Source organism: Parasedimentitalea marina (assembly GCF_004006175.1).
Classification (GTDB): Bacteria; Pseudomonadota; Alphaproteobacteria; order Rhodobacterales; family Rhodobacteraceae; genus Parasedimentitalea; species Parasedimentitalea marina.
On sequence record NZ_CP033219.1, the window covers coordinates 373896 to 399049 of the forward strand.

The following is a 25154-nucleotide window of genomic DNA, read 5'->3' on the forward strand; positions in this document are numbered from 1 at the left end:
CAGGTCAGGTGACCCGGCGCCACCGCGCTGAAACCCCTCTTGAGGTCTGTCGCGCGTCAGCGTTTTATGGGCGGCATTGGATCAGGAGGTTTTGAGTTGAAATTTGTTTCCGACGTTTTACAGGCCTACGGCGGTGCCACACGGCGCTGGCGGTTGTTTCTGACGGTCTATGTGTCGCTGCGCCTGTTGGCCTTGGCGCTGATTGCCCCCTTGCTGGGGGTCCTGATCAATCTGGCCGTTTCGTTTTCCAGCCAATCGGCCCTGACCGATCAGGATATTGCGCTGTTCGTGCTGTCACCCATCGGATTCCTGCTGTCTCTGGTGGTTCTCAGTATCGTGTTGGTGGCCGAGGTCACCGGCTTTGCGGTGATGGCCGCTTCGCTGCGCTATGAGCAAAGCAACCGCTGGCTGACTGCCCGGGTCTCCCTGCTGGCTGTGGTCAAGAAGCTCTATGTCCTAGCAATATTCATCGCTTTGTTATTGCTGCGTATTCTGCTTTTGGCTGCCCCCTTCATCGCCGTGGCAGGTCTGGTGGCCTGGGGGCTGCTGACCGACTATGACATCAATTACTACCTGACCTATCATCCGCCGGCCTTCAAACTGGCCGCCGCCCTGATCGGTGTGATCGGGTTGGCGCTGGCGCTGGTTTTACTGCAGCGGCTCTTGGCCTGGGCGCTGGCTCTGCATTTGGTTCTGTTCGAGGATCAGTCACCGCGCAGCAGCTTTGCCGCCAGTGCCGCCCGGATGCGCGGGCATCATTTCAAGCTACAGATCGAATTGGTGATCTGGTTGCTGACCCGAACCCTGTTGGCGGCAGCACTGGCCACATTGGCGGGCGGCATTATCGCCTGGATGCCTTTGGGTGAAGGGGCCAGCCTTATTCAGGTGCTGCTGCTGTCGCTTGTGGTGCTGCTGCTCTGGGTGATCGGCGACGCGGCGCTGTCAGCCATCGCTCTGGGCGCCCTGGCGCTGATCCTGGACCGCCATTTCGGCGGCAAACAGCCGTCCTTGCCCGGCTATCTGCAAGTGCCGTCCGGGCTCCGTCCCGGTCTGCTGGGCTTTTCAGGTGTCGCCGTTGTTTTGGTCGGCCTGTCTTTCTGGTTGGGGCAGTCGCTGCTTGACGCAGTAAAGGCCGAGGATCATGTCGAAATCATCGCCCATCGCGGCGCCGCTGGCAGCAAACCGGAAAACACCAGTGCCGCAATCGAAGAGGCGCTGGTGCAGGGCGCGGACTGGGTTGAAATCGACGTGCAAGAGACCTCGGATGGTCGCATCGTGGTGATGCATGACGCGGATCTGATGAAGCTGGCCAGGGTCAATATGCAGATCCACGCCAGTACCCTGTCGCAGTTGCAACAGGTCGATATCGGCAGCTGGTTTGACCCGGTCTACGGCGATCAGCGCATCCCGCTGCTGAGCGAGGTTCTGCAGCAGGTCAAGGGCCGCGCCAAGCTGCTGATCGAGTTCAAGCATTATGGGTTTGATGTCGACCTAGAGGGCCGCACAGTGCAGCTGGTCGAGGCCGCGGATATGGCCGATCAAATCGCCTTTATGTCGCTGAAATATACGTCGGTGCAAAAGGCGAAATCCCTGCGCCCGGACTGGCAGGCGGGCATTCTGGCGGCCACCAAACTGGGCGATCTGGCCGGGTTGGATGGGGATTTTGCGGCGGTGCGCGCCGAAACGGCCAGTCCTGGGTTGATCGGCTCGGTCCATGCCGCGGGCAAGGATCTCTATGTCTGGACGGTCAACGATCCACTGCAAATGTCAAAAATGATCTCCATGGGGGTTGATGGGCTGATCACTGACGAACCAGCTCTTGCACGCGAAGTGCTGCGGGTGCGGGCACAGTTGAACACGGCCGAGCGCATGGTGTTGTGGCTGATCGAAGAACTGGGTCTGGATCTTAATCCCAAGGAGTACCGAGATGTCAGCCCCTAAGGCCAATTCAAATTCCTGCTTTGGGCGCCTTATCTGGGCCGGATTGGTGCTACTGGGTCAGTGGTCTGGCCCTGCCATGGCACAGAACTGGTTTCAGGACTGGGACCAGTTGGGGCGCGGGCTGGAACTGAAGGCGCATCAGGCATTGATCGCAAAGGTGGCAAAGGCCAACGGACCTGCGCCCTTTACCACGGATGGCTGCAGTGGTGGGTTGTCCGCCACCTGGCAGGGTGTGGCTGCCTACTGGCCGCAGTTTGCCCGCGACCATCAGCAACAGCCTCCGTTTGAAACCTGCTGCGTGACACATGACCGTGCCTACCATGATGCCGGATCCGCGCTGACGGCCAAAGACAGCTATGCCGCGCGATTGAGGGCTGATCGCGCGCTACAGACCTGTGTCGCGGACACTGGCAAGACCCGGCGGGCCGAATTGGCGGTGCTATACGGTGTCAGCGAGCCACAGGTGAGCGAAGCCTATGAGCTGCTGGCGGATAGCATGTATTACTCGGTGCGATTCGGTGGCGGGCCCTGCAGTGGGCTCAGCTGGCGCTGGGGGTATGGCTATGATCAGTGTTGGAGCGGCAACTAACGTCTTTTCTGCGCCGCTGCGCCGTAATGACGTGGTGACAGGCTTTTTCATTTGCGATATTCAAAGCGAAATCTACACGAATAGGATACACCCCATGGCAGATCATCAGCACGGTTCGATGGACACGACGGTCCAGGAAAATACATACAATGGGTTCATAACCTTCGTGACCCGTAGTTGCATCGCATCGGTTGCCATTGCGGTGTTCCTGGCCATCTTCGCAACCTGATCCGAGGTCTCCCATGCGTATTTTTACAAGCCTGGGAGCATCGCTTCTAGCGGTGACGGTATTGGCGGGCTGCGCGGACCAGCCACAACCAAATGCGACGGATGAAACCTTGGCAGCGGTAGCGTACCGCGAGCCAGGACCCAGCACCCTGACTCTTTATACGATGGTCAACAACCGCAGCGGGCAGGGGGGTCACACCTCGCTGATGATTAACGCATCCGAGCGGGTGATCTTTGATCCTGCGGGGTCATTTTATGCCGATGTGGTCCCCGAGCGTGATGACGTGTTGTATGGCATTACACCCGGAGTCGAAAAGGCCTATCGCGGCGGCCATGCCCGCAGCACGTTTCATGTGGTCATTCAAACCCTTGAAGTGACCCCGGAGCAGGCCCAGACCGCCTATCAACTGGCAATAACAAATGGTCCGGTTCCTGGTGTCTTCTGTGCCAAATCCACTGCAGCTTTGCTTGCTGGGATACCCGGGTTCGAGAATATCGACCAGACGTTCTATCCTGTGAAACTGTCCGAAAGTTTTGGCGCCCTGCCAGGTGTTGTGACCGATAAATATTACGAGAATGACAGTGAGGACCTGCAAGAAGGCCTCGCCAGAGGTAACGCCGCACTCAACGGCTGACACGGCGCCTATTTCGATGGATGCTTATTCGGAGCAAACAACTGTCCGGTGAATGCACGTTTTCAGAACGGTCAGAGCCCAAATTCTCCCGCCCCTGCGCGCTGCATTGGCCTGCGGCCAATACCGCTTGCAGCGTTGGGCGTGGCGCGACGCCATGCGTCGCGCCACGCCCAACGGGAGGACGGCATCTTGGATGCCAACGACGGGCGGGAGAACTCCATTTTCAGGAGCGGAACGTTTCGAGTTATCCGATCAGGGCTAAAAGCCCGTAAAGCGTCAAGGCGCCAGTGGCCATGGCAGCCAAAATGTTCTTACTGAGAAAACCCACTGCCAGTGCGACCAAAGCTGCCAATAAATGTGGGAGGCTGGGCATTGCGTTGGTTGCAGATGGCCAAACCACCAGTGGCGTCACCAGAGCAGGCAGAATTGCCACAGCCGTGTACCGCAGGTGCCGCATCAACCAAGCTGGCATGATGCGGTCTCCCATCAGAGCCAAAAAGGCGAACCTTAGGCCGAAACTCCCTGCCGCGAGGCCAAGGATCACAGTCCACAGGGTCATGCTGTCGAAGTGACTCATCTGACCGCCTCTTTCTGCGTCTTGTATCGCTCAAGCCAAAGTTCTGTCTGGGCCCCGACGATCATGCCGGACAACCCGGCAACAATCAGGCCAAAGTTGTAAGGCAGGCCAGCCGCCAGCAGGGCTGTGACAACTGCGGTGAAGCATGCAGCCAAATGAGCCGGCGTGCGCAACATCGGCCCGATCATTGCCAGAAAAGCCAGCGGCAGCACAAAATCCAGCCCCCAGCTGTCAGGGACCTGAGCACCGAGCTGGGCGCCCAGGATGGTGGCCCCCATCCACAATGGCGTCACGATGCCGCTGGCACCAAAGAAATAAGCCATCCGCTGTGATGTGGTTAAATCGGGTTCGGCCTCAAATTTGGCAATAGACAGAGCATAAGACTGATCCACCAGAAAATACGATGCAAAGGCGCGTTGCCACAGGGGGGCGGCCCCCAGATAGGGGGTCAGCGAGGCGGAATACATTGCCATGCGCAGGTTGACCGCCAGTGCCGAGATCAAAACTATAATGGTTGGTGCCTGCTCCTGCATCAATTGCAGCGCAGTAAACTGGGCCGCCCCGGCAAAGACGGCCAGCGAGAAGGCAAAGGCCTCAAGGACATTTAGTCCGGCTTCGGCGGCCAGAACGCCAAACAGCAGTCCAAAAGGTCCAGCAACCAAAATGAACGGTGCGCTGTCTCGAAAACCCCTCCAAAAGGCGGATTTGGTGGTGGTGAATGGCATGGCTTGATCCTAGTCTGACGCCGTAGACCTATGGCTGATCCGGGAGAGTTGCAATTGCCCAAACCTATCGACATGGCAGAGTATCTGATCGCGCCCAATCCGGGCAGCACCCGGCTGACCCGCGCGGTCAGCGGTGTGGATCATAACGGCGCGGTCAGCCAGATCTCGGTGGTCGAGGAACGGCCGCTGACGATCTATCTGAATGGTCAGGAAATCGTGACGGCGATGACCATTGGCGACTATCCAGAATATCTGGCGCTGGGGTTCCTGCGCAATCAGCGCATGCTGCGTGACGATGATGTGATCACTGGTGTTGACTACGACGAGGATCTGGACGTCGTGGTGGTGCGCACTGAAATTCAGACCAGCTACGAGGACAAGCTGAAGAAAAAGACCCGCACGTCGGGCTGTGCAGTGGGCACGGTGTTTGGCGACATGATGGAGGGGCTGGAGGACGTGCGCCTGCCCGCCACGCGCGTGAAAACCTCGTGGCTCTACGCGCTGGCCAACAAGATCAACCGCACGCCGTCCCTGTATCTTGAGGCCGGCGCCATCCACGGCTCGGTGCTGTGTCACCAGGACCGGCCGCTGGTCTATATGGAGGACGTGGGTCGTCATAACGCGGTGGACAAGATCGCTGGCTGGATGGTGTCAGAACGCGCCCCGGCTGCAGATAAGATCATGTATACCACGGGGCGTCTGACGTCTGAGATGGTGATCAAGACGGCGATGATGGGCATCCCGGTACTCGCCTCGCGCTCGGGTTTTACCGCCTGGGGCGTTGAGATCGCCCGCGAGGTGGGCCTGACCCTGATCGGCCGCATGCGGGGGCAGCGGTTTGTCTGTCTGGCAGGCGATGAGCGGCTAGAGCGGGACGTGGACCCGGCGACTGTGGTGGCGGAAGATGGCAAGCATCGGCGGAAGAGCGCGGGATGAGGTGTTTAGGGCAGCGCCTGACCCTGGGTGGGTTCAAAGCGCCCTCCAGTGGGAAGAGTCGGGCGCTGACCGGCGGTACCGCCGGGTGAAAAGGGTATATGTTGAAATGTCATTGGAAAAACCCAAGATGAGCGATTTGAATTATGAATTTGAGTATCAGCCAACCGCAGCTGAATGGAGATCAGCAAATGGAGCTGTAAATAAAGTTATTTACCGAGGACCGTGGGTTGTATTACGCTTCCTAATGTCGCTGCTTTTTGGTTGTACTTGTCTCGTAGCGGGATTTTTGTTGCTGAATATAACACTTCGCTTGTTTTCTATGAGCCTCGAGGATCTCGGCATTTTTGGAGCCATTTTCTCACCGTTTGTCGGAATGGCTATCTTGGGGCTTTATTGGGTCCACCTAGCTCGCATTTTTCGTTTTATGGAAAAAGCTCCATCGGGTGGATCACGTACGGTTACAGTAGGAGTGGGTGGTGTTAAGTGCAGTGGATCATTTGTAGATCTTCAGTTCAGCTGGAAGGCTACTGATGCTGTCGTACTTGGTAAGCGAGCGATTACGATTTCAGCCGGCAATTTGTACGTTCCGATTCCACTAAGGTGTTTCGATACGGCAGAAAAGGCACGCACGGCTTCAAAAAAAATGCAGCGCTGGCGGATGGAGGCCATTTCAAATTGAGACTGCCGTTGGGCATAATCCTCGCCGGTGGCCTCGCCACCCGCATGGGCGGCGGCGATAAGGGACTGTTGCAGCTTGGCGGCCAGTCGTTGCTGACCCGGGTGATCGAGCGGTTGGAGCCGCAGGTTGATGGCATGGCACTAAACGCCAATGGCGATGCGGCGCGGTTTGCCGAATTCGGCCTGCCGGTGCTGCCCGACAGTATCGACGGTTTTGCCGGACCTCTGGCCGGAGTACTCGCCGGGTTGGACTATGCCGCCGAACATGGTGCCGAACACATCGTCACAGCCGCCGCTGACACGCCGTTCTTTCCGCAGGATCTGGTCGAGGTGCTGCAACTGGCGGCTAAGCTGGAGGGCACGAACATGGCCCTCGCCGCAACGCCGGACCCGGATCGTGGCACCCTGCGCCAGCCGACCTTTGGTCTCTGGCCGGTGGCGCTGCGCGATGATCTGCGCGATGCCTTGAACGGTGGGTTGCGCAAGGTGGTGCTCTGGACCAGTCGCCACGGTGCCGCCGATGCCCTGTTCCCGAACTGGGACTATGACCCGTTCTTTAATATCAACCGCCCCGAGGACCTGCAAAAGGCCGAGGCAATTCTGGCAGAACAGACATGAAGATTTACGGCATCACCGGATGGAAGAACTGCGGCAAGACCGGATTGATGGAGCGTCTGGTAACCCATTTCACCGCGCAGGGATTTAGCGTTTCAACGATCAAACACGCCCATCATTCGACAGATGTGGATCAGCCGGGCACCGACAGTCACCGGCATCGCCAGGCTGGCGCCGGTGAGGTGATCCTGGCATCGCGCCAGCGGGTGGCGATCATGCAGGAACTACGCGGTGCGGTTGAACCCTCGCTGGATGCGCTGCTGTCGCGGCTGTCCCCGGTCGATCTGGTGCTGATCGAGGGCTACAAGGGCGACCAACACCCAAAAGTCGAGGCGCATCGCGAGGCGGCCAGTCAACCGCTTATTGCCTTGGGCGACAGCACGGTTCGCGCAGTGGCCAGTGACGTGCCGCTGGATTTGGACCGCCCGGTGTTCGATTTGAACGATACAGATGCAATTGCCGGTTTCATCGTTGCGGAACTGGGCCTTACACTCGGAACCTCGCGATGATCAAACCGCCCCCTTTGCGCAACGATTGCTTTGCCCTGCCAGCCGGCACCCACTGGACTCCGGTGGACGAGGCGCTGGCGAGCCTGCGCAGCCGCCTGTCGCCGGTCACCGCGGCCGAGGTGCTGCCACTGGATCGCGCACTGGGTCGGGTGCTGGCCGCGGATGTCACCGCCCTGCGATCGAACCCACCACTGCCCAATACGGCAGTGGATGGCTATGGGTTTGCCGGGCCAATAGCTGAGGGACCGCAGATCTTGCCGCTGATCCAGGGTCGGGCAGCGGCGGGCATTCCCTTTGATGGTATTGTGCCCGCAGGGTCGGCACTCCGGATGCTGACAGGCGCGCCACTGCCACAGGGTGTTGATACCGTGATCCTTGAGGAGGACGTCAATTGTGATGGCAGTCAGATTGCCTTTCATGGCCCGCTGAAGAGGGGCGCCAATGCGCGCCGCGCTGGCGAGGACGTATCAGCCTTGGATGTCGTCTTTGCGAAGGGCCGGGTGGTGACCCCCGCTGATCTGGCGCTGGCCGCCGCCACTGGATTGTCTCAACTGCAGGTGCGCCAGCAGTTGCGCGTAGGGGTGCTGTCGACCGGGGACGAGTTGGTTGAGGTGGGGCAGGAGGCGGGCCATGGCCAAATCTACGACGCCAACCGACCGATGTTACTGGCGTTACTGGGGCAGATGGGGTTCAGTGCGGTGGACCTGGGCCAGGTCGGCGACAATCGGGACGCACTTGAGGCACGATTGGACAGCGCTGCGGCGGATGTGGATGTCATAGTGACCAGTGGTGGTGCCTCGGCCGGAGATGAAGACCATGTGTCGGCATTGTTGACTGAAAAAGGCGCGATCCAGCACTGGCGCATCGCGCTGAAACCCGGTCGCCCACTGGCATTGGGTATGTGGCAGGGCACGCCGATATTTGGACTGCCCGGAAACCCGGTGGCGGCACTCATCTGCACCCTGATTTTTGCGCGCCCGGCGCTGGGGGTGATGGCCGGTGCCGGTTGGGCTGAACCACAGGGTTTTGAGGTGCCCGCTGGGTTTGAAAAACGCAAGAAACCGGGTCGCCGTGAATATCTGCGGGCCCGCATCAGGCAGGGCCGGGTCGAGACCTTTGCCTCGGAAGGGTCTGGCCGGATCAGTGGTCTCAGCTGGGCCGAAGGGCTGGTTGAGCTGGGGGATGGCGCGGCCGAGATAGCGCAAGGCGATCTGGTTCGATATTATCCATACGGCAGCTTCATTCTGTAAGCGGAAAACTCCCGCCCGTCATTGGGCCTTGCGGCCCGCTTCCCGTTGGGCCCGGCGCCGCGCTGCGCGCGGCGTTACCCCCGGATTTCCTGGTGGCCCGTCAATTTACGGCGCAGCGGCTGCAGTGGCTTTTCGACAAGATAATAAACAGCAGAAGAAAAGGCCAGAGTCAGAACGCCGGCCCATAGCACCAGTGACAGATCACCAAACTGGGCGACTCCGTTGAATACCAGTGTGTGTATGATGACGAAATGGCACAGGTACATTGTGTACGACCACTGTCCGATCCGTCGCACGAATTTGAGGTTCAAAAGATTAAACCCAGGTGCAGACCCGCGGGTTACCGCATAGTGAAACAGTGGCATCAGTGCTAAGCCCTGCACGCTATATCGCAGTGTCGACCGAAAGGCGCCATCGCGGATCACAAAGCTCAGCAGCAGTACCAGCACGGCCGCAACGATGTAGAGGAGTTGCCATTTACGGGGAAACAACCGCTCGGCTGTGGTTCCTTGCTGCAATAGCGCGAGCAGGCAGCCAAAGAGGAGGCTGTCAAATCGCGTATCGGTCAGAATGTAGATCACCCATTCCGAGTCGCCAAATCCAAAGTGCCGCACAAAGCGCCAGACCAAAATGGCAGCGATCAGCCAGACAATATGCACAAGGCCGATGGATTTGCGGCCAAACAAAATGAACAGGGCAGGCCAGATCAGGTAGAAATGCTCTTCCACCGACAACGACCACAGAATGCCGAGCCCATCAATGGCCTGGCTGCCGTCGATATAGAGGCTATAGTAGTTCCAGAAAAAGAGCAGCTGACTCAACACTGTTGCTGGATCTATCGTCCCCCCGACCAAACCTGCAAAATTTAGCGCGCAAGCCGCAGCGAGGGTGATCAGCAAAGCAGGAGCAAGCCGGATGACGCGCCGCAGATAGAAAGCGCCAAGTGCAATGCGACCATGTTGATCCCATTCCCTGCACAGCAACGTTGTGATCAGATAGCCAGACAGAAAAAAGAAGATCGTTACGCCAAAGCCGCCAGGAACGATGTGACCAAAGCCAGCATGACCCACAAACACCAGCCCAATTGATACGGCCCTGATCCCGTCGAGCGAGGGAATGAACAAACGGTCACCAGTAAGAGCCATATTTATGTGATCCATTGGTCCGTTAAAGTGGAGAAGGGCGTATTAAGCACTTTGATCAAGCGCCTGTTTATTGCAACAAAATTCTTGAAAATCTGTAACCAAAGTCGGAACCAAAGGCTCTGAAATGGCGTGCGACCTATGTCTGTCTAAAATGCCCCAAAGGGGCCCGCCGCGCGTAGCGCGGCGCCCGGCCCAACGAGAGCCACGCATCTTTGATGCGGCAGCGATGGGCGGGAGAGCTTGGTGTGGCTAGTCGAAGGTGCCAGCGACGCGACCCAGCAGCATAAATGCACGGGCGGTTCGGGTTTCACTCAGGGCGGAAACTTCGCTGTCCGAGGCTTCGCTTTCGAATTCGGAAAACATCTGGTCGAACCGGCGCAGAAAATGGTGCGCTGCGTCGCGGAAAATCGGATCTTGCTTCATGCGGGCCGCGGTCAGCGCCAGCGATGTGCGGTCACGCACCCCGCCCAGAGCGGCCACGGGACGGCCACGTCCACCCTGGGCAAACTGCCGCCAGATCTCGGGGCGGGCCATGTCAGGGCGCAGGTCATCCATATAGATGCCGTCCTGACTGAGAAGGGTCAGAACATCCTGCGCGGCCTGAATGATTTGCGCCGCCTTGCGATCCTGCAGCGCCTGGCGCAGCGCGGCAAAGCCTTCTTCGTCGTCCGTGGTTTCCGGAAAATTCAGCGCCCGGATAAAGTCGGTCATTGGCAGGGTTGCGGCGATATCTTCGGCTGTGGTTCCCAGCGCCAGCAGCCCCTGATCCTCGGCGGGTTCCTCGACCTGCGGTGTCGGAATCGCCGCGCGTGGCGTTTGGCGCCGGGTCGAATGAAAGGTCGCCAATGTGGTTTCGGTCTTGCGGGTGGCCTCGGCGATTTCGTCCAGCCGTTTGCTGACCGATGGTTCATTGCCCGCGGCACTCAGCTGTTGCTGCATGACATAGGCCGAGCGTAGCCCGTCAATCGCCGCATGCAGGCGTTGGCTTTCTTCGCGCATGGCCCTGCTGGAGCGTATGGTCGTCGCAGCCACCCAGACCATCACCACCGGCAGCAGAACCACCAGAATGGCCACTAGCTGATGCAATCCGGCCAGGCCTGTCGCCGGATCATACCCCGAGTATCCGACCCAGCCGGCCCCAAGAACCCACAGAAGGCTGATCACCAGGGCGGTGATCTCGACACGGGTGATCGCCACAGGGCGCGGCTGATTATACAGCCCCGTCGCCGTGTTGCGTTTGGTGTCGTGGTCTGAGTGGGGTCCGGTCATCGGCGAGGCTCGAAATCAAAAGGAGAGGGTCAGGAATAGACGATTTTCAACACTTCATAGGAGCGTTGACCGCCGGGGGTGCGCACCTCGACACTGTCGCCCTCATCTTTGCCAATCAAAGCGCGGGCGATGGGCGACTTGATGTTCAGCATGCCGTTTTCCACGTCTGCCTCATATTCGCCGACAATCTGCCAGGTTTTTTCCTCGTCGGTGTCTTCGTCCACCAGGGTGACCTTGGCGCCGAACTTGATGGTGCCGGACAGTTTTGCCGGGTTGATTACGTCAGCAAAGCTCAGCACGCCTTCCAGCTCTTTGACGCGGCCCTCGATGAACGAGTGCTTTTCGCGGGCCGAGTGGTATTCGGCGTTCTCGGATAGATCGCCGTGCTCACGGGCTTCGGCAATGGCCTGAATGATGGCCGGGCGCTCGACGCTCTTCAGTTGCTTCAATTCAACTTCGATGGCGGAATAACCCGCCGGGGTCATCGGAATTTTGTCCATGTGACTTGGTCCAGATATCTAAATTAGTGCGTGTCGATTCAAAACCGGCGCCCCGATGCGATAAGCAACGGGGCGCCAAGTTTGGTTGATATCCACCTGACCCAAACCTGCCCCAAAATGCAAGGGGCAGGGGCTATCTGTTCGCCGCCAAACCACCCTACGGGGTGAGTTTAGCGTAAAACTGCTCATTTCATGTGTCTAGGCGTCGTCATATTGCACCATTTCGTATTCAATGTGGTCGTTGTCGTGAAAATAGAACCGCCGGCCGGGTTCGTAATCGGCATGCATGTGAGTGGCAAAACCGGCCTTCTTCACCGCGGCCTCGCAGGTGTCCAGATCATCGACAACAAAGGCCACATGGTTCAGCCCGCCAACCGTTGTATAGCTGGACCCCTTGGGGCTCGCGGGTTTTGCTGGGCGGTACAGCGCAAGATAGCTGTTCTCCTCGCCGACATGCACGGTATAGCCGCCATCAATGCTGTCGCCGGACCAGCGGATATGCCAGCCAAAGACATCGCACATCCATGCAGCTGTCGCGTCTGGATTGGATACGGTGAAGTTAGAGTGTTCAAGAATTGCCGACATGTGATTGGCCCCTTATGCAGGTTGATTTGACTTGTGTAAGACCACCGTAATTTCTAAACCTAACTTGAGGTCAAGATATTTTTTCACCCCCAGGACGTGGAGATCAGGAACATGGCAAGCAGAGAGATATCTATTGGCTATCTTGCCGACCGAACCGGATTGGCAGTGTCGGCGATCCGCTACTACGAGGCACAGGGCCTGATTGAACCCTGGCGCAACAGCGGGGGTCAGCGGCGGTTTCATCGCGCCGACATCCGGCGGCTGAGCTTCATTATGATTGCCCAGCAGATCGGATTTTCCCTGCCCGAGATACGCGGCTTTCTAAAGGCCCTGCCGGGCGGGCGCACCCCGACGCCACAGGATTGGGCGCAGATATCCGAAGGCTTTCGCGAACATCTCGACCAGCGGATTGAAACCCTGCAAAAGCTGCGTAACAACCTGGACGGCTGCATCGGCTGTGGCTGCTTGTCGCTGCCAAACTGCGCCCTATACAACCCAAAGGATCTGGCGGCACAAAAAGGTAAGGGGCCCCGGTATTTGCTTGGGGATAGTCCGGAAACCGCTGATTAGGGAAACCGAAGCCGCAGGTTAGGCAGAAAATCACTCTAAAGTGGCGTAAACGGCCTAATAAACCCCCGAGGGATACGTGTAATAGCGTGCTGACGTCTCGTTTGCATTGACCTCAGGGGCTGGCAAACGCTAAGCACCTGCGAAACAAAGTTGCGCCCAGAGGGGCCGGTAGCGAAATATAGCCAAGGAGCGCCTGATGGCCGAGTTTGAACGCGAAGCGATGGAATATGATGTGGTGATCGTCGGGGCTGGTCCCGCCGGCCTGTCCGCTGCCATTCGCTTGAAACAGCTGGACGCCGATCTGGATGTTGTGGTGCTGGAAAAAGGCTCGGAAGTTGGCGCGCATATTCTGTCCGGCGCGGTGCTCGATCCCTGTGGCCTGGATGCGCTGATCCCGGACTGGAAGGAAAAGGGCGCACCGCTGACCGTGCCGGTCAAGGATGATAACTTCTATATGCTGGGCGAGGCCGGTCAGATCCGCATCCCCAACTTCCCGATGCCGCCGCTGATGAACAACCACGGCAACTACATCGTGTCGATGGGCAATGTCTGTCGCTGGATGGCCGAGCAAGCCGAAGAGATGGGCGTCGAGATTTTCCCCGGCATGGCCTGTTCGGAACTGATCTTTGGGGACAACGGCGAAGTCAAAGGTGTGGTTGCGGGTGAATTTGGTAAAAACGCTGATGGCACTCCGGGGTCCTCATATGAACCCGGCATGGAGCTGCACGGAAAATACGTGTTCCTCGGTGAAGGTGTACGCGGCAGCCTGTCCAAGGAAGTGATCGCCAAATACGACCTGCAGGCAGGCAAAGAACCTCAGAAGTTCGGCCTCGGCATGAAAGAGATCTGGGAGATCGATCCCGCCAAGCACAAAGAGGGCTCGGTGACCCACACCATGGGCTGGCCTTTGGGCGGCAATGCGGGCGGTGGCTCGTTCATCTATCACCTGGACAACAATCAGGTTTACATCGGCTTTGTGGTGCATCTGAACTACCGCAATCCAAACGTGTTCCCCTACATGGAATTCCAGCGCTTCAAGCATCACCCGATGGTGGCAGAGCTGCTGGAAGGCGGCAAACGCGTCGCCTATGGCGCGCGCGCGATCACCGAAGGCGGCTATCAGTCGATGCCCAAGATGGTAGCGCCGGGTGTGGCGCTGCTGGGCTGCTCGGTTGGCATGGTCAACGTGCCGCGCATCAAGGGCAACCACAATGCGATGTTCTCGGGCAAGGCCGCGGCCGAGGCCGCCTTTGCCGCGATCAAAGCCGACCGTTCCGGGGACGAGCTGACCGCATATGAAACCGAAGTGCGCGATGGTGCCATTGGTGACGATCTGAAAAAGGTCCGCAATGTCAAACCAATGTGGTCCAAGTGGGGCCTGATGGCCTCTTTGATGCTGGGTGGTCTGGATATGTGGACCAACACCCTGCTTGGCTTCTCGTTCTTTGGCACGGTCAAGCACGGCAAGAACGACGCAATGGCCACCGAAGAGGCCAGCAAGCACAAGATGATCGACTATCCCAAGCCGGATGGAAAATTGTCGTTCGACCGCCTGACCAACGTGTCGTTTGCCATGACCAACCACGAGGAAAGCCAGCCCTGCCATCTGCAACTGGCTGACCCGAAGCTGCCGGTCAGTGTGAACTTGCCCAAATACAACGAGCCGGCGCAGCGCTATTGTCCGGCTGGCGTCTACGAGATCGTCGAGAAAGACGGCAGCCCTGAGTTCGTTGTGAACTTTCAGAACTGTGTTCACTGTAAAACCTGCGACATCAAAGACCCCAGCCAGAATATCACCTGGGTGACCCCGCAGGGCGGCGACGGGCCGAACTATCCGAATATGTAACGACGACCCCAAATTACATTGCCCGGCGGCACCGCCGGGCAATCGAGACGATATTTACCATGATCAGCAAAAAACCGTGTATTGGCCCCTGGTGGCAACGCGTGCCATTGCGTCCTTGCCTTTGATTGCCTAGCTTGGTCAAAAATCCAAATAGCGAGGCAATCGATCCGGTGACTTTCCCATTCCGACGCGCCGCAACGGCAGCTATAGCTCTTTCTTTGGCATTTGGTGCGGTGGCTCCGGTCGCAGCCCAGGAACCCTCGGGTCCATATTTGGCAGGCCGTGCCGCGACATATGACAGCGACTTCGCCGCCGCCGCCGACTATTACACCCGCGCCCTGGTGCGGGATCCGCAAAACGCGGTGCTGATGGAAAGCGTAGTTTTTGCGCAGACGGCGCTGGGTCAGCTGAACAGGGCCCTTCCGGTTGCACAACGCATGTGGGACGAGGGCATCAACAGTCAGATCGCCAACATGGTGATGGTCGGCGGATTTACCCAAGCCCAAGACTACCGCGCGCTGATGGACCGTGATCTCGAAAGTCAGGGCATCGGCCCGCTGGTGGATGGATTGGTCACCGCCTGGGCCCAGATGGGCGCTGGCAACGTGACCCAGGCACTGGACGCGTTTGACACGGTCGCCGAGGACGATGGCCTGCGGTTGTTTGCCCTGTATCACCGGGCACTTGCCCTGGCCTCAATCGGCGATTTTGAAGCCTCCGAAGCGATGTTTGCTGCCAATGACAACCGACTGGCCAAAATCACCCGCCGCGCCGTGTTGGCCAGGGTGCAGGTTCTGTCGCAACTGGGTCACAACGACCAGGCGATGACCTTCCTGACCACTGTTTTTGGCAGCCACCTTGATCCGGCGCTGACCGTGATTTTCGACCGTCTGGCTGCGGATGAGACTTTGCCCTTCATTCAGGCCGCTAGTGTCACCGATGGCATCGCCGAGGTGTTCTACACGGTGGCCTCGGCCCTGAGCGGCGAAGCGGCAGATGACTATGTATTGGTCTATGCCCGCATGGCCTCTGTTCTTAGCCCTGATCACATGGATTCAGTTCTGCTCAGCGCGGAGCTGCTGGAAAAACTGGGCCGCTATGAGCTGTCGGTGGCCACCTATAAACAGGTGCAGCCGGGCCATCCTGATTTTCACGCCGCTGAAATGGGCCGCGCCGAGGCCCTGCGCCGCGCCGCCAAGCCAGACGCCGCGATCGAGGTGCTTGAACAGCTGACACGTGAATTCCCGGACCAGGCCAATGTCTATTCTTCCCTGGGCGATCTGCTGCGCCAGCAAGAGGACTATGCCCGGGCAGTCGAGGCCTATGACACCGCCCTGTCGATCCTGGATCAGGACAGCGCGTCCAACTGGTTCATTCTCTATGCCCGTGGCATCAGTCTGGAACGCCTGCAGCAATGGGACCGGGCCGAGGCTGATTTCCGCGCCGCGCTGGCGCTGAACCCCGACCGCCCCGAGGTGCTGAACTATCTGGGCTACTCGCTGGTTGAAAAGCAGATCAAGCTGGACGAAGCGCTGAGTATGATTGAGCGCGCGGTTGCCGCCCGCCCCGAGTCAGGCTTTATCCGCGACTCGCTGGGGTGGGTCTTGTATCGACTGGGTCGCTACGATGAAGCCACCGACCATATGGAGCGCGCGGTTGCGCTGATGCCGGTTGATCCGGTGGTCAACGACCATCTGGGCGACGTGTTCTGGGCTGTTGGCCGCTATCTCGAGGCCGAGTTCCAGTGGAAGCGGGCACTCTCATTTGTTGATCCCGAAGATACCGACAGCGAGGCCGACCCCGACCGCATTCGCCGCAAGCTTGAAATTGGTCTGGATCAGGTCCTGATCGAGGAAGGCGCAGATCCGCTCAAGATGGCCAATGACGGCTGAGGCATTCGCCCCGGCCAAGATCAATCTGACCCTGCATGTGACCGGCCAACGCGCGGACGGCTATCACCTGCTTGATAGTCTGGTGGTCTTTGCCGATGTCGGCGACCGCCTGCGGCTGACACCGGGCGATCAGATTTTGATCGATGTGTCGGGCGAGTTTGCCGAGGGCGTGCCCACCGATGATCGTAACCTCATCTGGCAAGCCGCCGAGGGAGCAGGTTGGTACGGACGCGTGCAGTTGGACAAGGTTCTGCCGCACGGGGCCGGGATTGGCGGTGGCTCGTCCGACGCCGCAACGGTGCTGAAAACACTTGCCGCGCAAGATCTGCCAACACCCAAAGAGTTTCAGCTCTCCTTAGGGGCAGATATCCCCGTTTGCATGGCCGCCCAAGCGTCGCGCATGCAGGGCATCGGCGACCATGTCACGCCAGTCAAACTGCCCAAACTCCCGGCGCTGCTGGTGAACCCCGGCGCCCATGTGCCAACTGGCGCTGTCTTTTCGGCGCTGGCACAGCGTGACAACCCGCCGATGCCATCGCATATCCCTGACTTCGCCACTCCACAGGAATGCGCCGCATGGCTCGCCGGGCAACGCAACGACATGCAGGGTCCAGCGGCTGGGATTGCTCCGCTGGTTGATCAGGTCCTGGCAGAGCTGAATTGCACCGGCAATATATTGCTGGCGCGCATGTCGGGTTCCGGGGCGACCTGTTTTGCGCTCTATCCCACCATGAAGGCCGCTCATCATGCGGCTTACGAAATTGAGACCGCCCATTCCGACTGGTGGTGCGTCGCAACCGAGCTGAGCTAGCGCTTTAGGTGTGCTGCCTTAGCACCCATCCGGCGAGACATCGATGCCAAGACTGCCAAGCAAATGATGCTGCTGCCCAGCTGAGATCATCATGCCGGCATGGCTTTTCAACCCGGTCAGGTCGAACCCGTCCAGATCGCTGCCGCGCAGATCAGTCCCGGCGAAATCCGCATCGGTTGTCTCAATGCCCAGCAGATTGCAGTCGCGCAGCACGGTGTTGACTAGCCGGGATCGCTGCAACGTCGCATAAGACAGATCGCAGCTGTCAAAGGTGCAGGACGACAGATCCAGCTTGCCGAAAATGGCGTCCACCAATTGACAGTCCTTGAAACGCGCCGACCCGAATCTGCGCTTGCCAGCATTTTGCACCAGTTTGGTGTTCTCGACGTCCAGACCGCGCATCTGACAGTCCTCAAATGACACCCCATAGGCCTCACAGCCGGTGATCTTGACCAGCGACATGTTGCATTTTGCAAACGTCGCACGCCCCAGATTGCAATAGCGAAAAGCTGTGGCGCTGGTGGTTGCCCCTTCAAAGAACACTGTGCTGTCAAACTGCGCATCGCGCAGGTTTGTGCCCTGGAACTCACAGTTGATGAACTTGCAATTGCGCCAACTGCTGCCGATCAGCGTGTCGCCCTTGATCCGGGTGTCGCGTATCACGCAGTCCTGAAACGACAGCTCGTCGTCGCCATTGACCCACTCAAAATCAAACCCGGACAGGTCCCGGCCCGCGCAGCCACTGTCACGTTCAATTTTATCGCAAAGGGCTGACGACAAATCCAAAACTCAAAAACTCCAAATGCGTCTACCTGCTGAATATACCTCCCGAGTAAGAGGCCAAAACCCCAATTTTGCAAGCCACTATCAACAGACATAGCCATGTTCCGCCGCTTCATCTGGCCAGAAATATCCCGGGGGTGAATTGGCCTCTTGGCCAAGAGGGGGCAGCGCCCCCGCTGACCGTTCAATTCAGTCGCGCAACCACATAATCAGCGAGATCGCTCAGCATCTGACGAATGGGGTGATCCGGCAAAACGGACAGTGCCGCTTTAGCCTTATTTGCCCATCCATTGGCATCATCCCGTGTGGCCGCCAGCGTTGCGTATTTATCCATCAGCGCCAAAGCCTGCTCAAGATCGCCGTCCTGCTGGCGACCTTTCTCGATGGTGCGCCTCCAGAATTCACGTTCCTCATCGGTGGCCTGCGCCACGGCCTTGATCACCGGCAGGGTCAATTTGCGTTCGCGAAAATCATCGCCGATGTTCTTACCGGTGACCTTGCTGTCGCCTTGATAGTCCAGCAGGTCGTCGGCAATCTGAAAGGCGATCCCCAGCGCGTCACCATAGTCGTACAGTGCCTTGATCTGGGCCTCGTCAGCGCTCGCAATAACGCCGCCCACTTCGGTTGCTGCTGAAAACAGGGCGGCCGTCTTGCCGCGCACCACTTGCAGATAGATCTCTTCGCCGGTCTTCAGGTCCTGCGCTGCGGTCATTTGCAGCACTTCGCCTTCGGCAATGGTGGCAGAGGCATTGGCAAGAATGTCCAGTACCTGCAGGTTGCCGGTTTCCACCATCAGCTGAAAGCTGCGCGAAAACAGGTAGTCGCCCACCAGAACCGATGATTTATTGTCCCACAGCAGGTTGGCAGTGGGGCGGCCACGGCGCTGGCCGCTTTCGTCAACCACGTCGTCATGCAGCAGGGTGGCGGTGTGAATGAATTCAACCGTTGCGGCCAGTTTCAGGTGATGCTCACCTTCATAGGCGCACATGCGCGCCGCAGCCAGGGTCAGCATCGGGCGCAGCCTCTTGCCGCCGGCCTCGACCAGATGCGCGGTGACCTCGGGGATGCGCGGCGCATGTTCCGAGGCCATCCGGGTGCGGATCAGCCTATTCACGGCCTCCATTTCACCGCTCAGGGCGGCGGCCAATTGATCATGCGGTTTTTGTGCCAGGCTCTGGTTCATTATATTCCCGATTGCAAGGCTCGACATCCGACCGCCCTTGCCCTTAGATCCCATCTTATGAAGGAACTTTTACGCAGCACCGATCCAACCATCATGGCCTTTGCCTCCGCCCTTCTTCAGGGGGAGGATATAGACTGCTTTCAGGTGGACGTAAATATGAGCATCCTTGAAGGAGGCATTGGAATTTTTCCGCGTCGCCTGATGGTGCGGGTTGATGATCACGCCGACGCCGAACGCGTCATGCGTGACAATGAAATTCCGTTGAAATAATGAGCGATTTCTCTGACAGCGCACTGACCTGCAACGACTTCCTTGGCGGCAAAGTCCGAATTTGGCAGCCCAAGGATGGCTATCGCGCCGGGGTGGACCCGGTGCTGCTGGCGGCCAGTGTTCCGGCCCGGCCCAAGCAGCGGGTGCTGGAACTGGGCTGTGGCGCGGGGCAGGTCTTGTTGTGCCTTGGGGCGCGGGTTCCGGATCTGGATCTGACGGGGGTCGAGCTGCAGTCCAATTATGCGCAGCTGGCCCGGCGCAATGGCACTGAAAATCAGATTGATCTTGCCGTGGTACAGGGTGACCTGGCCGGGTTACCCGAGGACCTGCGTCAACGTCAGTTCGACCATGTTCTGGCCAATCCACCCTATTATTCCCGTGGCGCGCACAGCTCGTCCCCCGATGCCGGACGGGCCACCGCCCTGGGCGAGCAGACACCTTTGGCCGATTGGATCGGGGTCGCGGCTAAACGGTTGGCACCGCAAGGCATGCTGCATATGATCCAGCGCATCGACAGGCTGCCGGAAATGCTGATCGCCTGCGAGGGTCGGCTTGGCTCGATCGAGGTGCTGCCTTTGGCCGCGCGGGTTGGTCGCGCCCCCGACCTGCTGATCCTGCGAGCCCGCAAGTCGGGCCGGGCAGCGTTTCGCCTGCACGCGCCGCTGATCCTGCACAAGGGCGCGCGGCACGAGGTGGACGGCGACAGCTATCAACCCTGTATTGCAGCCATATTGCGCAAGGGCGAAGCCTTGGAATGGCCCGGTTCCCGTTAGGGCTGCGCGACAGTCTGCCACAGGTGGCCCAATAGCAGGCAAAAACTGGCCGAAAGTTTCAATTTCTCGACAAATGAATGCGTCTGCAGCGTGACAGTTTCATTTTCTTGTGGTCCACTCTTAATACGAACTTAGCTTTTAAGGAGGATTGCCATGAGCCTCAGCTCACATCTGGTTGAACTGAAAAAGAAGCACGAGACCCTAAGCAGTGAAGTGGAAGTTGCGCAACGCGCACCTAGCACGGACGGGCTCGAAATTGCCGAGATGAAAAAACAGAAGCTGAAACTCAAGGAAGAGATCGAGCGTCTATCACATGTCGAACTGACCTAGAGAATTGTAGGTCGGGGCCTAGGCTGGCCCCGTCCTACCGTCGTACTGATCCGCTACACTTACCCAGTGGCACTGGCCCGTGCTGCAATGACCGCACCCAAAGTGACTAAGCCAGCGGCCAGCGCAAGCCCCCATGACGGGGCCGCAATTCCGGCAATCACCAAAACCAATGTCGACAGCAGCGGTGCCCCGTATGAGCTGGTGCCCAGCATCTGAATGTCGCCCTGTTTGACGCCGATATCCCAGACATAAAACGCCAGCCCCACCGGGCCCAGACCCAACAACAGGGTGGCGCTCCAGCCCCAGATCCCAATCGGCCAAACCGTGTCCTCGATTGCAAAATGCAGCCCCCATGAGGCCAGCGCCGTGGCACAGCAGAACACCGCGACCGAGCTGGTCGGGGCCGACCCCACCAGCCTGGAGATCACGGAATATCCTGACCATGTCAGTGCGCACAGCAGTGCCAGCCCATATCCGGGCAGATATTGCATCTGAAACCCAGCGCCACCGCCCGCAATGATGGTGGCCGCGCCAGCAAAACCCAAAACCGCGCCAATCAGGTGACCCCGGCGCAGGGTCTCGCCGGGCAGCAGCCCGGAAAACAGCACAATCAGCAGTGGCCAGAGATAGGCAATCAACCCGGCCTCGGCAGCTGGGGCCAGTCGCAACGCCGAGAAGTACAGCGCGTGATAGCCAAACAGCCCAACAGTGCCAAAGGCGTAGACCTTCCAGGACACCCGGCGCAATTGTCCCAACTGACCGCTGACTGCGGTCCAGATCAGCCCAAGGGTGCCGCCGATGGTAAAGCAGATGGCATTCAGTAACAGCGGTGGTGTTGGCGCCGATCCAACGGTCAACAGGGCCAGCAGCGCCCACAATAAAACGGCGATAAATCCTATCGCGGTGGCCTTGGATCTGGTCATGCTGGTGGGATGTCCTCGACTGGGATGATGGTGAACTGATCCGAGATATGTACGGTTTTTTCAATCTCGGCAAAGAACCAATCTCTGAATGCCGCGATTTGTGGCCGTGTTTCTGCGCCAGGCAAGCACAAAAACCGGAATCGCCCTTGGGTTTCTATGGCCACCTTGAATGGCGCGACCAGACGGCCCTCGGCCAGATCTTTGACGATCATCGCACGGCGGCCAAGCACCGCACCGGCGCCGGCAAGCGCAGCATCCACCGCATGATCCGCGTTCGAAAAATGCGTCCCGTGAACCGGAGTGTGGTTTATCCCCATGGCGCGAAACCAGGTCGGCCAATCGCACGATGGCCGCAAAAAGCTGATCGAGTCATCGTAGATCAACGGCGCCTTCATTAGGCTTTCGGGGGTGGGGAACTGCTCGGCCATTTCAGGTGACATGACAGGGGTCAACCATTCTTTGCGCACTGGTCTGCTGTACAGGCCATCGTCAGATCCCTCGCCAAAACGTATAGCCACATCCACATCGTCCCGTTCTAGATCCATTCGGCGCAGCGTGGCCGAAAACCGCAAGTCGATTTCAGGGTGGGCCCGGGCAAATTCGTACAATCGCGGCGCAAACCATTTCGCTGTCAGAGCCGGACCTGCCGTCACGGTTAGATTGGTATTGTCCTGCAAGCGCCGCGTTGCGTTCCAGGCTGCAGTTAATGTTTGGAACCCTTCAGCTGCGCCGGGTGCCAGGGTGCGTCCTGCCTCGGTCAGCTCTACCGCCCGATTCTTACGATGAAACAGTGGCTGGCCCAGATGGTCCTCAAGCGACTTGATCTGAAACGAAAGAGCCGCCGGCGTGACATTCAGTTCCGCTGCTGCAAGGGCAAAGGACATGTGACGGGCGGCGGCATCAAAGGCACGCAGGGCGGTGAGGGGGGGCAACCGGTTCGACATACTCACACAAGTATTACTTAACTGACCGGATGAAAAGTCTCGTTTGTGCCTTTTGTTGTCACGTACCATATTGGCCATAGATAAATATGACTGAACCGAAAGGAACGCATCATGCTGGAATATAGTGCAAACGCTGCCACCAGAGACGCCTTTGCCCGTGCCCACGCCGAGCGCGGACAGATGATGCGGGATGTCTGGAATTGGCTATGGAGTTCCCACAAGGCAGCAGCAATCAAGGCTGTGACCGCTTGATCAGGACAGGATTTCCCGCTGGGCGCAGCGCGCGCGTTCTTACGGGATACCAAAAGGGCCGGTCCACATGGGCCGGCCCTTGTTGTTTTCATGGACCTAGGGCTTAGGCAAAGAACTGTGCGCCGTTGGCCGAGATGGTCGACCCGTTGACAAACCCTGAGTCGTCCGAGGCCAGGAAGACAACGCAGCGTGCGATCTCTTCGGGCTCACCCAAGCGGCCGGTGGGGATCTGCGAGATAATGCTGTCGCGGACCTTCTCGGGCACGGCCATCACCATTTCGGTGGCGATATAGCCCGGGCAAATGGCATTGGCTGTGATGCCTGCGCGCGCGCCTTCCTGTGCCAGTGATTTCACAATGCCCAGATCACCAGCCTTGGTTGCGGCATAGTTGACCTGTGCGAACTGACCCTTCTGACCGTTGATAGAGCTGATCACGATGACGCGGCCAAACTTGCGCTCGCGCATGCCGGGCCAGATCGGGTGCACTGTGTTGAACACGCCGGTCAGATTGGTGTCGACCACCTGATGCCACTGCTCCGGGGTCATCTTGTGGAACGGTGCATCGCGGGTGATGCCGGCATTGGCGACCACAACATCAATGGGCCCCAAATCCGCCTCGACCTGGGCAATGCCTGCCTTGCTGTCATCGTAGTCGGCAACATTCCACTTGTAGGTCTTGATGCCGGTCTCTTCGGTAAAGGCTGCTGCGGCTTGGTCGTTCCCGGCATATGTGGCGGCGACGCTATAGCCTTCGGCCTTGAGCGCCTGTGAAATTGCTGCGCCGATGCCGCGTGTGCCGCCGGTGACGAGAGCTGTTCGTGCCATATGGAGAATCCTTTGATATTGGTTCACTTGGTAATCTTGCTACAGTTTTGACATCCTATACGCAACATTGTTGCGCAAGAAAATCGCCGCATTGCCGCATAAAATTGCTGCACGCGTGATTTCACAGTAATCTGAATGGGTTTTTGCGCAAGCATTTCGGGTCAACGGCGGTGAAATTGCCCGAAATATGGGCTAACGCAGAGATGGCGCGGCGCCTGACCATTAGGCACAAAAAAAGGGCGCCTAAACTGGCGCCCTCCTTGATCTGGTGTTCGAAGCTATTAGGGACGTTCAACGCACATTGCGACGCCCATACCGCCACCGATACACAGGGTTGCCAGACCCTTTTTGGCGTCACGGCGCTGCATTTCGAACAGCAATGTGTTCAGGACGCGACAGCCCGAGGCCCCAATGGGGTGACCAATGGCAATGGCACCGCCGTTGACGTTGACGATTTCAGGATCCCAGCCCATTTCCTTGTTCACAGCGCAGGCCTGGGCAGCAAAGGCTTCGTTGGCCTCAACCAGATCCAGATCGCTGGCGCTCCAGCCGGCTTTGTCCAGCGCCTTGCGTGAGGCATAAACCGGGCCCACACCCATGATCGACGGATCCAGACCAACAGTGGCATAAGATGCGATGCGCGCCAGCGGCGTGATGCCCCGCTTTTCAGCGTTGTCGGCGGACATCAGCAAGGTGGCAGCAGCGCCATCGTTCAGCCCCGAGGCATTGGCTGCAGTGACCGAGCCGTCTTTGGCAAAGGCTGGGCGCAGTTTTTGCATTGCGGCCATGGTGGCGCCGTGGCGGATGTATTCGTCTTGATCAACAACGATGTCGCCCTTGCGGTGCTTCACGGTAAAGGCGGCAATCTCGTCAGCAAACTTGCCAGCCTTTTGCGCGGCTTCAGCCTTGTTCTGGCTGGCGACGGCGAATTCGTCCTGCATATCGCGGGAGATGTCCCACTGATTAGCAACGTTTTCAGCAGTCTGGCCCATGTGGTAGCCGTTGAATGCATCCCACAGTCCATCTCGGATCATGGTGTCGATGTATTTCATGTCACCCATCTTGTGACCCGCGCGCAGATGTGCGGCATGGGGCGACAGGGTCATGTTTTCCTGACCGCCTGCCGCAACGATATCGGCGTCTCCCAACATGATGTGCTGCGCACCCAGTGCGACAGCGCGCAACCCCGAACCACAGACCTGGTTCAGGCTCCAGGCTGCGGCTTCAAGGGGAAGGCCGGCATTGACATGGGCCTGACGCGCCGGGTTCTGACCCTGTGCGGCAGTCAACACCTGGCCCAGAATGGTTTCCGAGACTTCACCGGCTTCTATGCCTGCGCGCTCGACGACGGCCTGCAAAACACTGGCGCCCAGGTCGTGGGCTGGTGTGTTGGCGAAGGCTCCGCCAAAGCTGCCAACGGCGGTGCGCGCGGCGGATGCAATTACAACATTGGTCATTGATATGGGTCCTCTGCCATCAAAGATGCGTTGGAAAATAGCACAGCGCCGGACGTCCTGTTTGCAGGTGCGGCATCTGGAATTTCCCTCCCTTACGGGGTTTCAAATAGCG

At 58.7% G+C, this 25154-nt stretch carries 29 protein-coding genes; 17 read left to right on the top strand and 12 right to left on the bottom strand.

Annotated features, from left to right (window positions below; all coding sequences use genetic code 11):
- The first annotated feature begins 96 nt into the window (after positions 1-96).
- From EBB79_RS01950 to EBB79_RS01965, 4 genes are read left to right on the top strand one after another with little or no spacing between them, the layout of a single operon-like run.
- Positions 97-1941, top strand: a complete 1845-nt coding sequence (locus EBB79_RS01950) for a glycerophosphodiester phosphodiesterase family protein (protein WP_238704975.1) — start codon at positions 97-99, stop codon at positions 1939-1941.
- Complete coding sequence (locus EBB79_RS01955) at positions 1928-2530, top strand: hypothetical protein (RefSeq protein WP_238704976.1); 603 nt, start codon at positions 1928-1930, stop codon at positions 2528-2530. The genes EBB79_RS01950 and EBB79_RS01955 overlap by 14 nt, the downstream gene beginning before the upstream one ends.
- Positions 2505-2759 carry an aa3-type cytochrome c oxidase subunit IV gene (locus EBB79_RS25550; RefSeq protein WP_420850354.1) on the top strand — a complete coding sequence of 85 codons (255 nt, stop codon included), beginning with the start codon at positions 2505-2507 and terminating at the stop codon, positions 2757-2759. The genes EBB79_RS01955 and EBB79_RS25550 overlap by 26 nt, the downstream gene beginning before the upstream one ends.
- Before the next feature lie 13 nt (positions 2760-2772).
- Complete coding sequence (locus tag EBB79_RS01965; RefSeq protein WP_127747223.1) at positions 2773-3393, top strand: hypothetical protein; 621 nt, start codon at positions 2773-2775, stop codon at positions 3391-3393.
- Between the two features lie 244 nt (positions 3394-3637).
- On the opposite strand, the gene EBB79_RS01970 is transcribed toward EBB79_RS01965, so the two are convergent.
- On the bottom strand, positions 3638-3970 hold the full coding sequence (locus EBB79_RS01970; protein WP_127747224.1) for an AzlD domain-containing protein: 333 nt from the start codon (positions 3968-3970) through the stop codon (positions 3638-3640).
- On the bottom strand, positions 3967-4695 hold the full coding sequence (locus tag EBB79_RS01975; protein ID WP_127747225.1) for an AzlC family ABC transporter permease: 729 nt from the start codon (positions 4693-4695) through the stop codon (positions 3967-3969). The genes EBB79_RS01970 and EBB79_RS01975 overlap by 4 nt, the downstream gene beginning before the upstream one ends.
- Before the next feature lie 72 nt (positions 4696-4767).
- On the opposite strand from EBB79_RS01975, the gene EBB79_RS01980 reads away from it, so the two are divergent.
- The 5 genes from EBB79_RS01980 (at position 4768) to EBB79_RS02000 (ending at position 8683) form a co-directional block, all read left to right on the top strand.
- On the top strand, positions 4768-5631 hold the full coding sequence (locus EBB79_RS01980; protein WP_127750839.1) for a formate dehydrogenase accessory sulfurtransferase FdhD: 864 nt from the start codon (positions 4768-4770) through the stop codon (positions 5629-5631).
- Positions 5632-5758: 127 nt separating this feature from the next.
- Positions 5759-6310, top strand: coding sequence for a hypothetical protein (locus EBB79_RS01985; RefSeq protein ID WP_127747226.1), 552 nt, complete (start codon positions 5759-5761; stop codon positions 6308-6310).
- Positions 6307-6927, top strand: a complete 621-nt coding sequence (gene mobA / locus EBB79_RS01990) for a molybdenum cofactor guanylyltransferase MobA (RefSeq protein ID WP_127747227.1) — start codon at positions 6307-6309, stop codon at positions 6925-6927. Before EBB79_RS01985 ends, mobA begins: the two co-directional genes overlap by 4 nt.
- Entirely contained in the window at positions 6924-7433 is a 510-nt protein-coding gene (gene mobB / locus EBB79_RS01995; RefSeq protein WP_127747228.1) for a molybdopterin-guanine dinucleotide biosynthesis protein B, read from the top strand. The genes mobA and mobB overlap by 4 nt, the downstream gene beginning before the upstream one ends.
- Positions 7430-8683 (top strand): molybdenum cofactor synthesis domain-containing protein, encoded by a 1254-nt coding sequence (locus tag EBB79_RS02000; RefSeq protein WP_127747229.1) that lies wholly within the window; start codon positions 7430-7432, stop codon positions 8681-8683. The genes mobB and EBB79_RS02000 overlap by 4 nt, the downstream gene beginning before the upstream one ends.
- A 74-nt stretch (positions 8684-8757) precedes the next feature.
- Here the strand turns inward: EBB79_RS02000 and EBB79_RS02005 are convergent, their stop codons facing one another.
- From EBB79_RS02005 to EBB79_RS02020, 4 genes are all read right to left on the bottom strand, one after another.
- Positions 8758-9828, bottom strand: coding sequence for an acyltransferase family protein (locus EBB79_RS02005; RefSeq protein WP_164860728.1), 1071 nt, complete (start codon positions 9826-9828; stop codon positions 8758-8760).
- A gap of 249 nt (positions 9829-10077) precedes the next feature.
- On the bottom strand, positions 10078-11097 hold the full coding sequence (locus tag EBB79_RS02010) for a hypothetical protein (protein WP_127747231.1): 1020 nt from the start codon (positions 11095-11097) through the stop codon (positions 10078-10080).
- Positions 11098-11126: 29 nt separating this feature from the next.
- Entirely contained in the window at positions 11127-11597 is a 471-nt protein-coding gene (gene greA / locus EBB79_RS02015; protein ID WP_127747232.1) for a transcription elongation factor GreA, read from the bottom strand.
- A 198-nt stretch (positions 11598-11795) separates the two neighbouring features.
- Positions 11796-12182 (bottom strand): VOC family protein, encoded by a 387-nt coding sequence (locus EBB79_RS02020; protein ID WP_127747233.1) that lies wholly within the window; start codon positions 12180-12182, stop codon positions 11796-11798.
- Positions 12183-12293: 111 nt separating this feature from the next.
- On the opposite strand from EBB79_RS02020, the gene soxR reads away from it, so the two are divergent.
- The 4 genes from soxR (at position 12294) to EBB79_RS02040 (ending at position 17301) form a co-directional block, all read left to right on the top strand.
- Positions 12294-12752 (top strand): redox-sensitive transcriptional activator SoxR, encoded by a 459-nt coding sequence (gene soxR, locus EBB79_RS02025; protein ID WP_127747234.1) that lies wholly within the window; start codon positions 12294-12296, stop codon positions 12750-12752.
- Between the two features lie 196 nt (positions 12753-12948).
- Positions 12949-14598 (top strand): electron transfer flavoprotein-ubiquinone oxidoreductase, encoded by a 1650-nt coding sequence (locus EBB79_RS02030; RefSeq protein WP_127747235.1) that lies wholly within the window; start codon positions 12949-12951, stop codon positions 14596-14598.
- Positions 14599-14768: 170 nt separating this feature from the next.
- Positions 14769-16490, top strand: a complete 1722-nt coding sequence (locus EBB79_RS02035) for a tetratricopeptide repeat protein (protein ID WP_127747236.1) — start codon at positions 14769-14771, stop codon at positions 16488-16490.
- On the top strand, positions 16480-17301 hold the full coding sequence (locus EBB79_RS02040; RefSeq protein ID WP_127747237.1) for a 4-(cytidine 5'-diphospho)-2-C-methyl-D-erythritol kinase: 822 nt from the start codon (positions 16480-16482) through the stop codon (positions 17299-17301). The genes EBB79_RS02035 and EBB79_RS02040 overlap by 11 nt, the downstream gene beginning before the upstream one ends.
- Before the next feature lie 18 nt (positions 17302-17319).
- Here the strand turns inward: EBB79_RS02040 and EBB79_RS02045 are convergent, their stop codons facing one another.
- The gene (locus EBB79_RS02045) at positions 17320-18087 is read right to left on the bottom strand and encodes a pentapeptide repeat-containing protein (protein ID WP_127747238.1); all 768 of its coding nucleotides are present in this window, start codon (positions 18085-18087) and stop codon (positions 17320-17322) included.
- 181 nt (positions 18088-18268) lie between these two features.
- Positions 18269-19267, bottom strand: a complete 999-nt coding sequence (locus tag EBB79_RS02050; RefSeq protein WP_127747239.1) for a polyprenyl synthetase family protein — start codon at positions 19265-19267, stop codon at positions 18269-18271.
- Between the two features lie 57 nt (positions 19268-19324).
- Here EBB79_RS02050 and EBB79_RS02055 point away from each other — a divergent pair, with 57 nt between their 5' ends.
- From EBB79_RS02055 to EBB79_RS02065, 3 genes are all read left to right on the top strand, one after another.
- Entirely contained in the window at positions 19325-19537 is a 213-nt protein-coding gene (locus EBB79_RS02055; RefSeq protein ID WP_127747240.1) for a putative signal transducing protein, read from the top strand.
- Entirely contained in the window at positions 19537-20310 is a 774-nt protein-coding gene (locus EBB79_RS02060; RefSeq protein WP_127747241.1) for a tRNA1(Val) (adenine(37)-N6)-methyltransferase, read from the top strand. Before EBB79_RS02055 ends, EBB79_RS02060 begins: the two co-directional genes overlap by 1 nt.
- A 153-nt stretch (positions 20311-20463) precedes the next feature.
- Positions 20464-20640 carry a YdcH family protein gene (locus tag EBB79_RS02065; RefSeq protein ID WP_127747242.1) on the top strand — a complete coding sequence of 59 codons (177 nt, stop codon included), beginning with the start codon at positions 20464-20466 and terminating at the stop codon, positions 20638-20640.
- 59 nt (positions 20641-20699) lie between these two features.
- On the opposite strand, the gene yddG is transcribed toward EBB79_RS02065, so the two are convergent.
- Together yddG and gcvA are read right to left on the bottom strand one after the other, a co-directional pair.
- A complete protein-coding gene (gene yddG, locus EBB79_RS02070) occupies positions 20700-21563 on the bottom strand; it encodes an aromatic amino acid exporter YddG (protein ID WP_127747243.1) in 864 nt (287 codons plus the stop codon).
- Complete coding sequence (gene gcvA, locus EBB79_RS02075) at positions 21560-22507, bottom strand: transcriptional regulator GcvA (RefSeq protein ID WP_127750840.1); 948 nt, start codon at positions 22505-22507, stop codon at positions 21560-21562. The genes yddG and gcvA overlap by 4 nt, the downstream gene beginning before the upstream one ends.
- Positions 22508-22618: 111 nt before the next feature.
- Between gcvA and EBB79_RS24345 the strand changes: the two genes are divergently transcribed.
- Complete coding sequence (locus tag EBB79_RS24345) at positions 22619-22759, top strand: hypothetical protein (RefSeq protein WP_164860729.1); 141 nt, start codon at positions 22619-22621, stop codon at positions 22757-22759.
- A gap of 103 nt (positions 22760-22862) precedes the next feature.
- Here the strand turns inward: EBB79_RS24345 and phbB are convergent, their stop codons facing one another.
- Both phbB and EBB79_RS02085 read right to left on the bottom strand, forming a co-directional pair.
- Entirely contained in the window at positions 22863-23585 is a 723-nt protein-coding gene (phbB, locus tag EBB79_RS02080; RefSeq protein ID WP_127747244.1) for an acetoacetyl-CoA reductase, read from the bottom strand.
- Positions 23586-23866: 281 nt separating this feature from the next.
- Entirely contained in the window at positions 23867-25042 is a 1176-nt protein-coding gene (locus EBB79_RS02085) for an acetyl-CoA C-acetyltransferase (protein ID WP_127747245.1), read from the bottom strand.
- Positions 25043-25154 lie beyond the last annotated feature (112 nt).

Bases quoted from the DNA above. Each gene is read 5' to 3' on its own strand.
- EBB79_RS01955 (WP_238704976.1), top strand. From the start codon at position 1,928: ATGTCAGCCCCTAAGGCCAATTCAAATTCCTGCTTTGGGCGCCTTATC.
- EBB79_RS25550 (WP_420850354.1), top strand. From the start codon at position 2,505: ATGATCAGTGTTGGAGCGGCAACTAACGTCTTTTCTGCGCCGCTGCGC.
- EBB79_RS01965 (WP_127747223.1), top strand. From the start codon at position 2,773: ATGCGTATTTTTACAAGCCTGGGAGCATCGCTTCTAGCGGTGACGGTA.
- EBB79_RS01970 (WP_127747224.1), bottom strand. From the start codon at position 3,970: ATGAGTCACTTCGACAGCATGACCCTGTGGACTGTGATCCTTGGCCTC.
- EBB79_RS01975 (WP_127747225.1), bottom strand. From the start codon at position 4,695: ATGCCATTCACCACCACCAAATCCGCCTTTTGGAGGGGTTTTCGAGAC.
- EBB79_RS01980 (WP_127750839.1), top strand. From the start codon at position 4,768: ATGGCAGAGTATCTGATCGCGCCCAATCCGGGCAGCACCCGGCTGACC.
- EBB79_RS01985 (WP_127747226.1), top strand. From the start codon at position 5,759: ATGAGCGATTTGAATTATGAATTTGAGTATCAGCCAACCGCAGCTGAA.
- mobB (WP_127747228.1), top strand. From the start codon at position 6,924: ATGAAGATTTACGGCATCACCGGATGGAAGAACTGCGGCAAGACCGGA.
- EBB79_RS02000 (WP_127747229.1), top strand. From the start codon at position 7,430: ATGATCAAACCGCCCCCTTTGCGCAACGATTGCTTTGCCCTGCCAGCC.
- EBB79_RS02005 (WP_164860728.1), bottom strand. From the start codon at position 9,828: ATGGCTCTTACTGGTGACCGTTTGTTCATTCCCTCGCTCGACGGGATC.
- EBB79_RS02010 (WP_127747231.1), bottom strand. From the start codon at position 11,097: ATGACCGGACCCCACTCAGACCACGACACCAAACGCAACACGGCGACG.
- greA (WP_127747232.1), bottom strand. From the start codon at position 11,597: ATGGACAAAATTCCGATGACCCCGGCGGGTTATTCCGCCATCGAAGTT.
- EBB79_RS02020 (WP_127747233.1), bottom strand. From the start codon at position 12,182: ATGTCGGCAATTCTTGAACACTCTAACTTCACCGTATCCAATCCAGAC.
- soxR (WP_127747234.1), top strand. From the start codon at position 12,294: ATGGCAAGCAGAGAGATATCTATTGGCTATCTTGCCGACCGAACCGGA.
- EBB79_RS02030 (WP_127747235.1), top strand. From the start codon at position 12,949: ATGGCCGAGTTTGAACGCGAAGCGATGGAATATGATGTGGTGATCGTC.
- EBB79_RS02040 (WP_127747237.1), top strand. From the start codon at position 16,480: ATGACGGCTGAGGCATTCGCCCCGGCCAAGATCAATCTGACCCTGCAT.
- EBB79_RS02050 (WP_127747239.1), bottom strand. From the start codon at position 19,267: ATGAACCAGAGCCTGGCACAAAAACCGCATGATCAATTGGCCGCCGCC.
- EBB79_RS02055 (WP_127747240.1), top strand. From the start codon at position 19,325: ATGAAGGAACTTTTACGCAGCACCGATCCAACCATCATGGCCTTTGCC.
- EBB79_RS02060 (WP_127747241.1), top strand. From the start codon at position 19,537: ATGAGCGATTTCTCTGACAGCGCACTGACCTGCAACGACTTCCTTGGC.
- EBB79_RS02065 (WP_127747242.1), top strand. From the start codon at position 20,464: ATGAGCCTCAGCTCACATCTGGTTGAACTGAAAAAGAAGCACGAGACC.
- yddG (WP_127747243.1), bottom strand. From the start codon at position 21,563: ATGACCAGATCCAAGGCCACCGCGATAGGATTTATCGCCGTTTTATTG.
- gcvA (WP_127750840.1), bottom strand. From the start codon at position 22,507: ATGTCGAACCGGTTGCCCCCCCTCACCGCCCTGCGTGCCTTTGATGCC.
- EBB79_RS24345 (WP_164860729.1), top strand. From the start codon at position 22,619: ATGCTGGAATATAGTGCAAACGCTGCCACCAGAGACGCCTTTGCCCGT.
- phbB (WP_127747244.1), bottom strand. From the start codon at position 23,585: ATGGCACGAACAGCTCTCGTCACCGGCGGCACACGCGGCATCGGCGCA.
- EBB79_RS02085 (WP_127747245.1), bottom strand. From the start codon at position 25,042: ATGACCAATGTTGTAATTGCATCCGCCGCGCGCACCGCCGTTGGCAGC.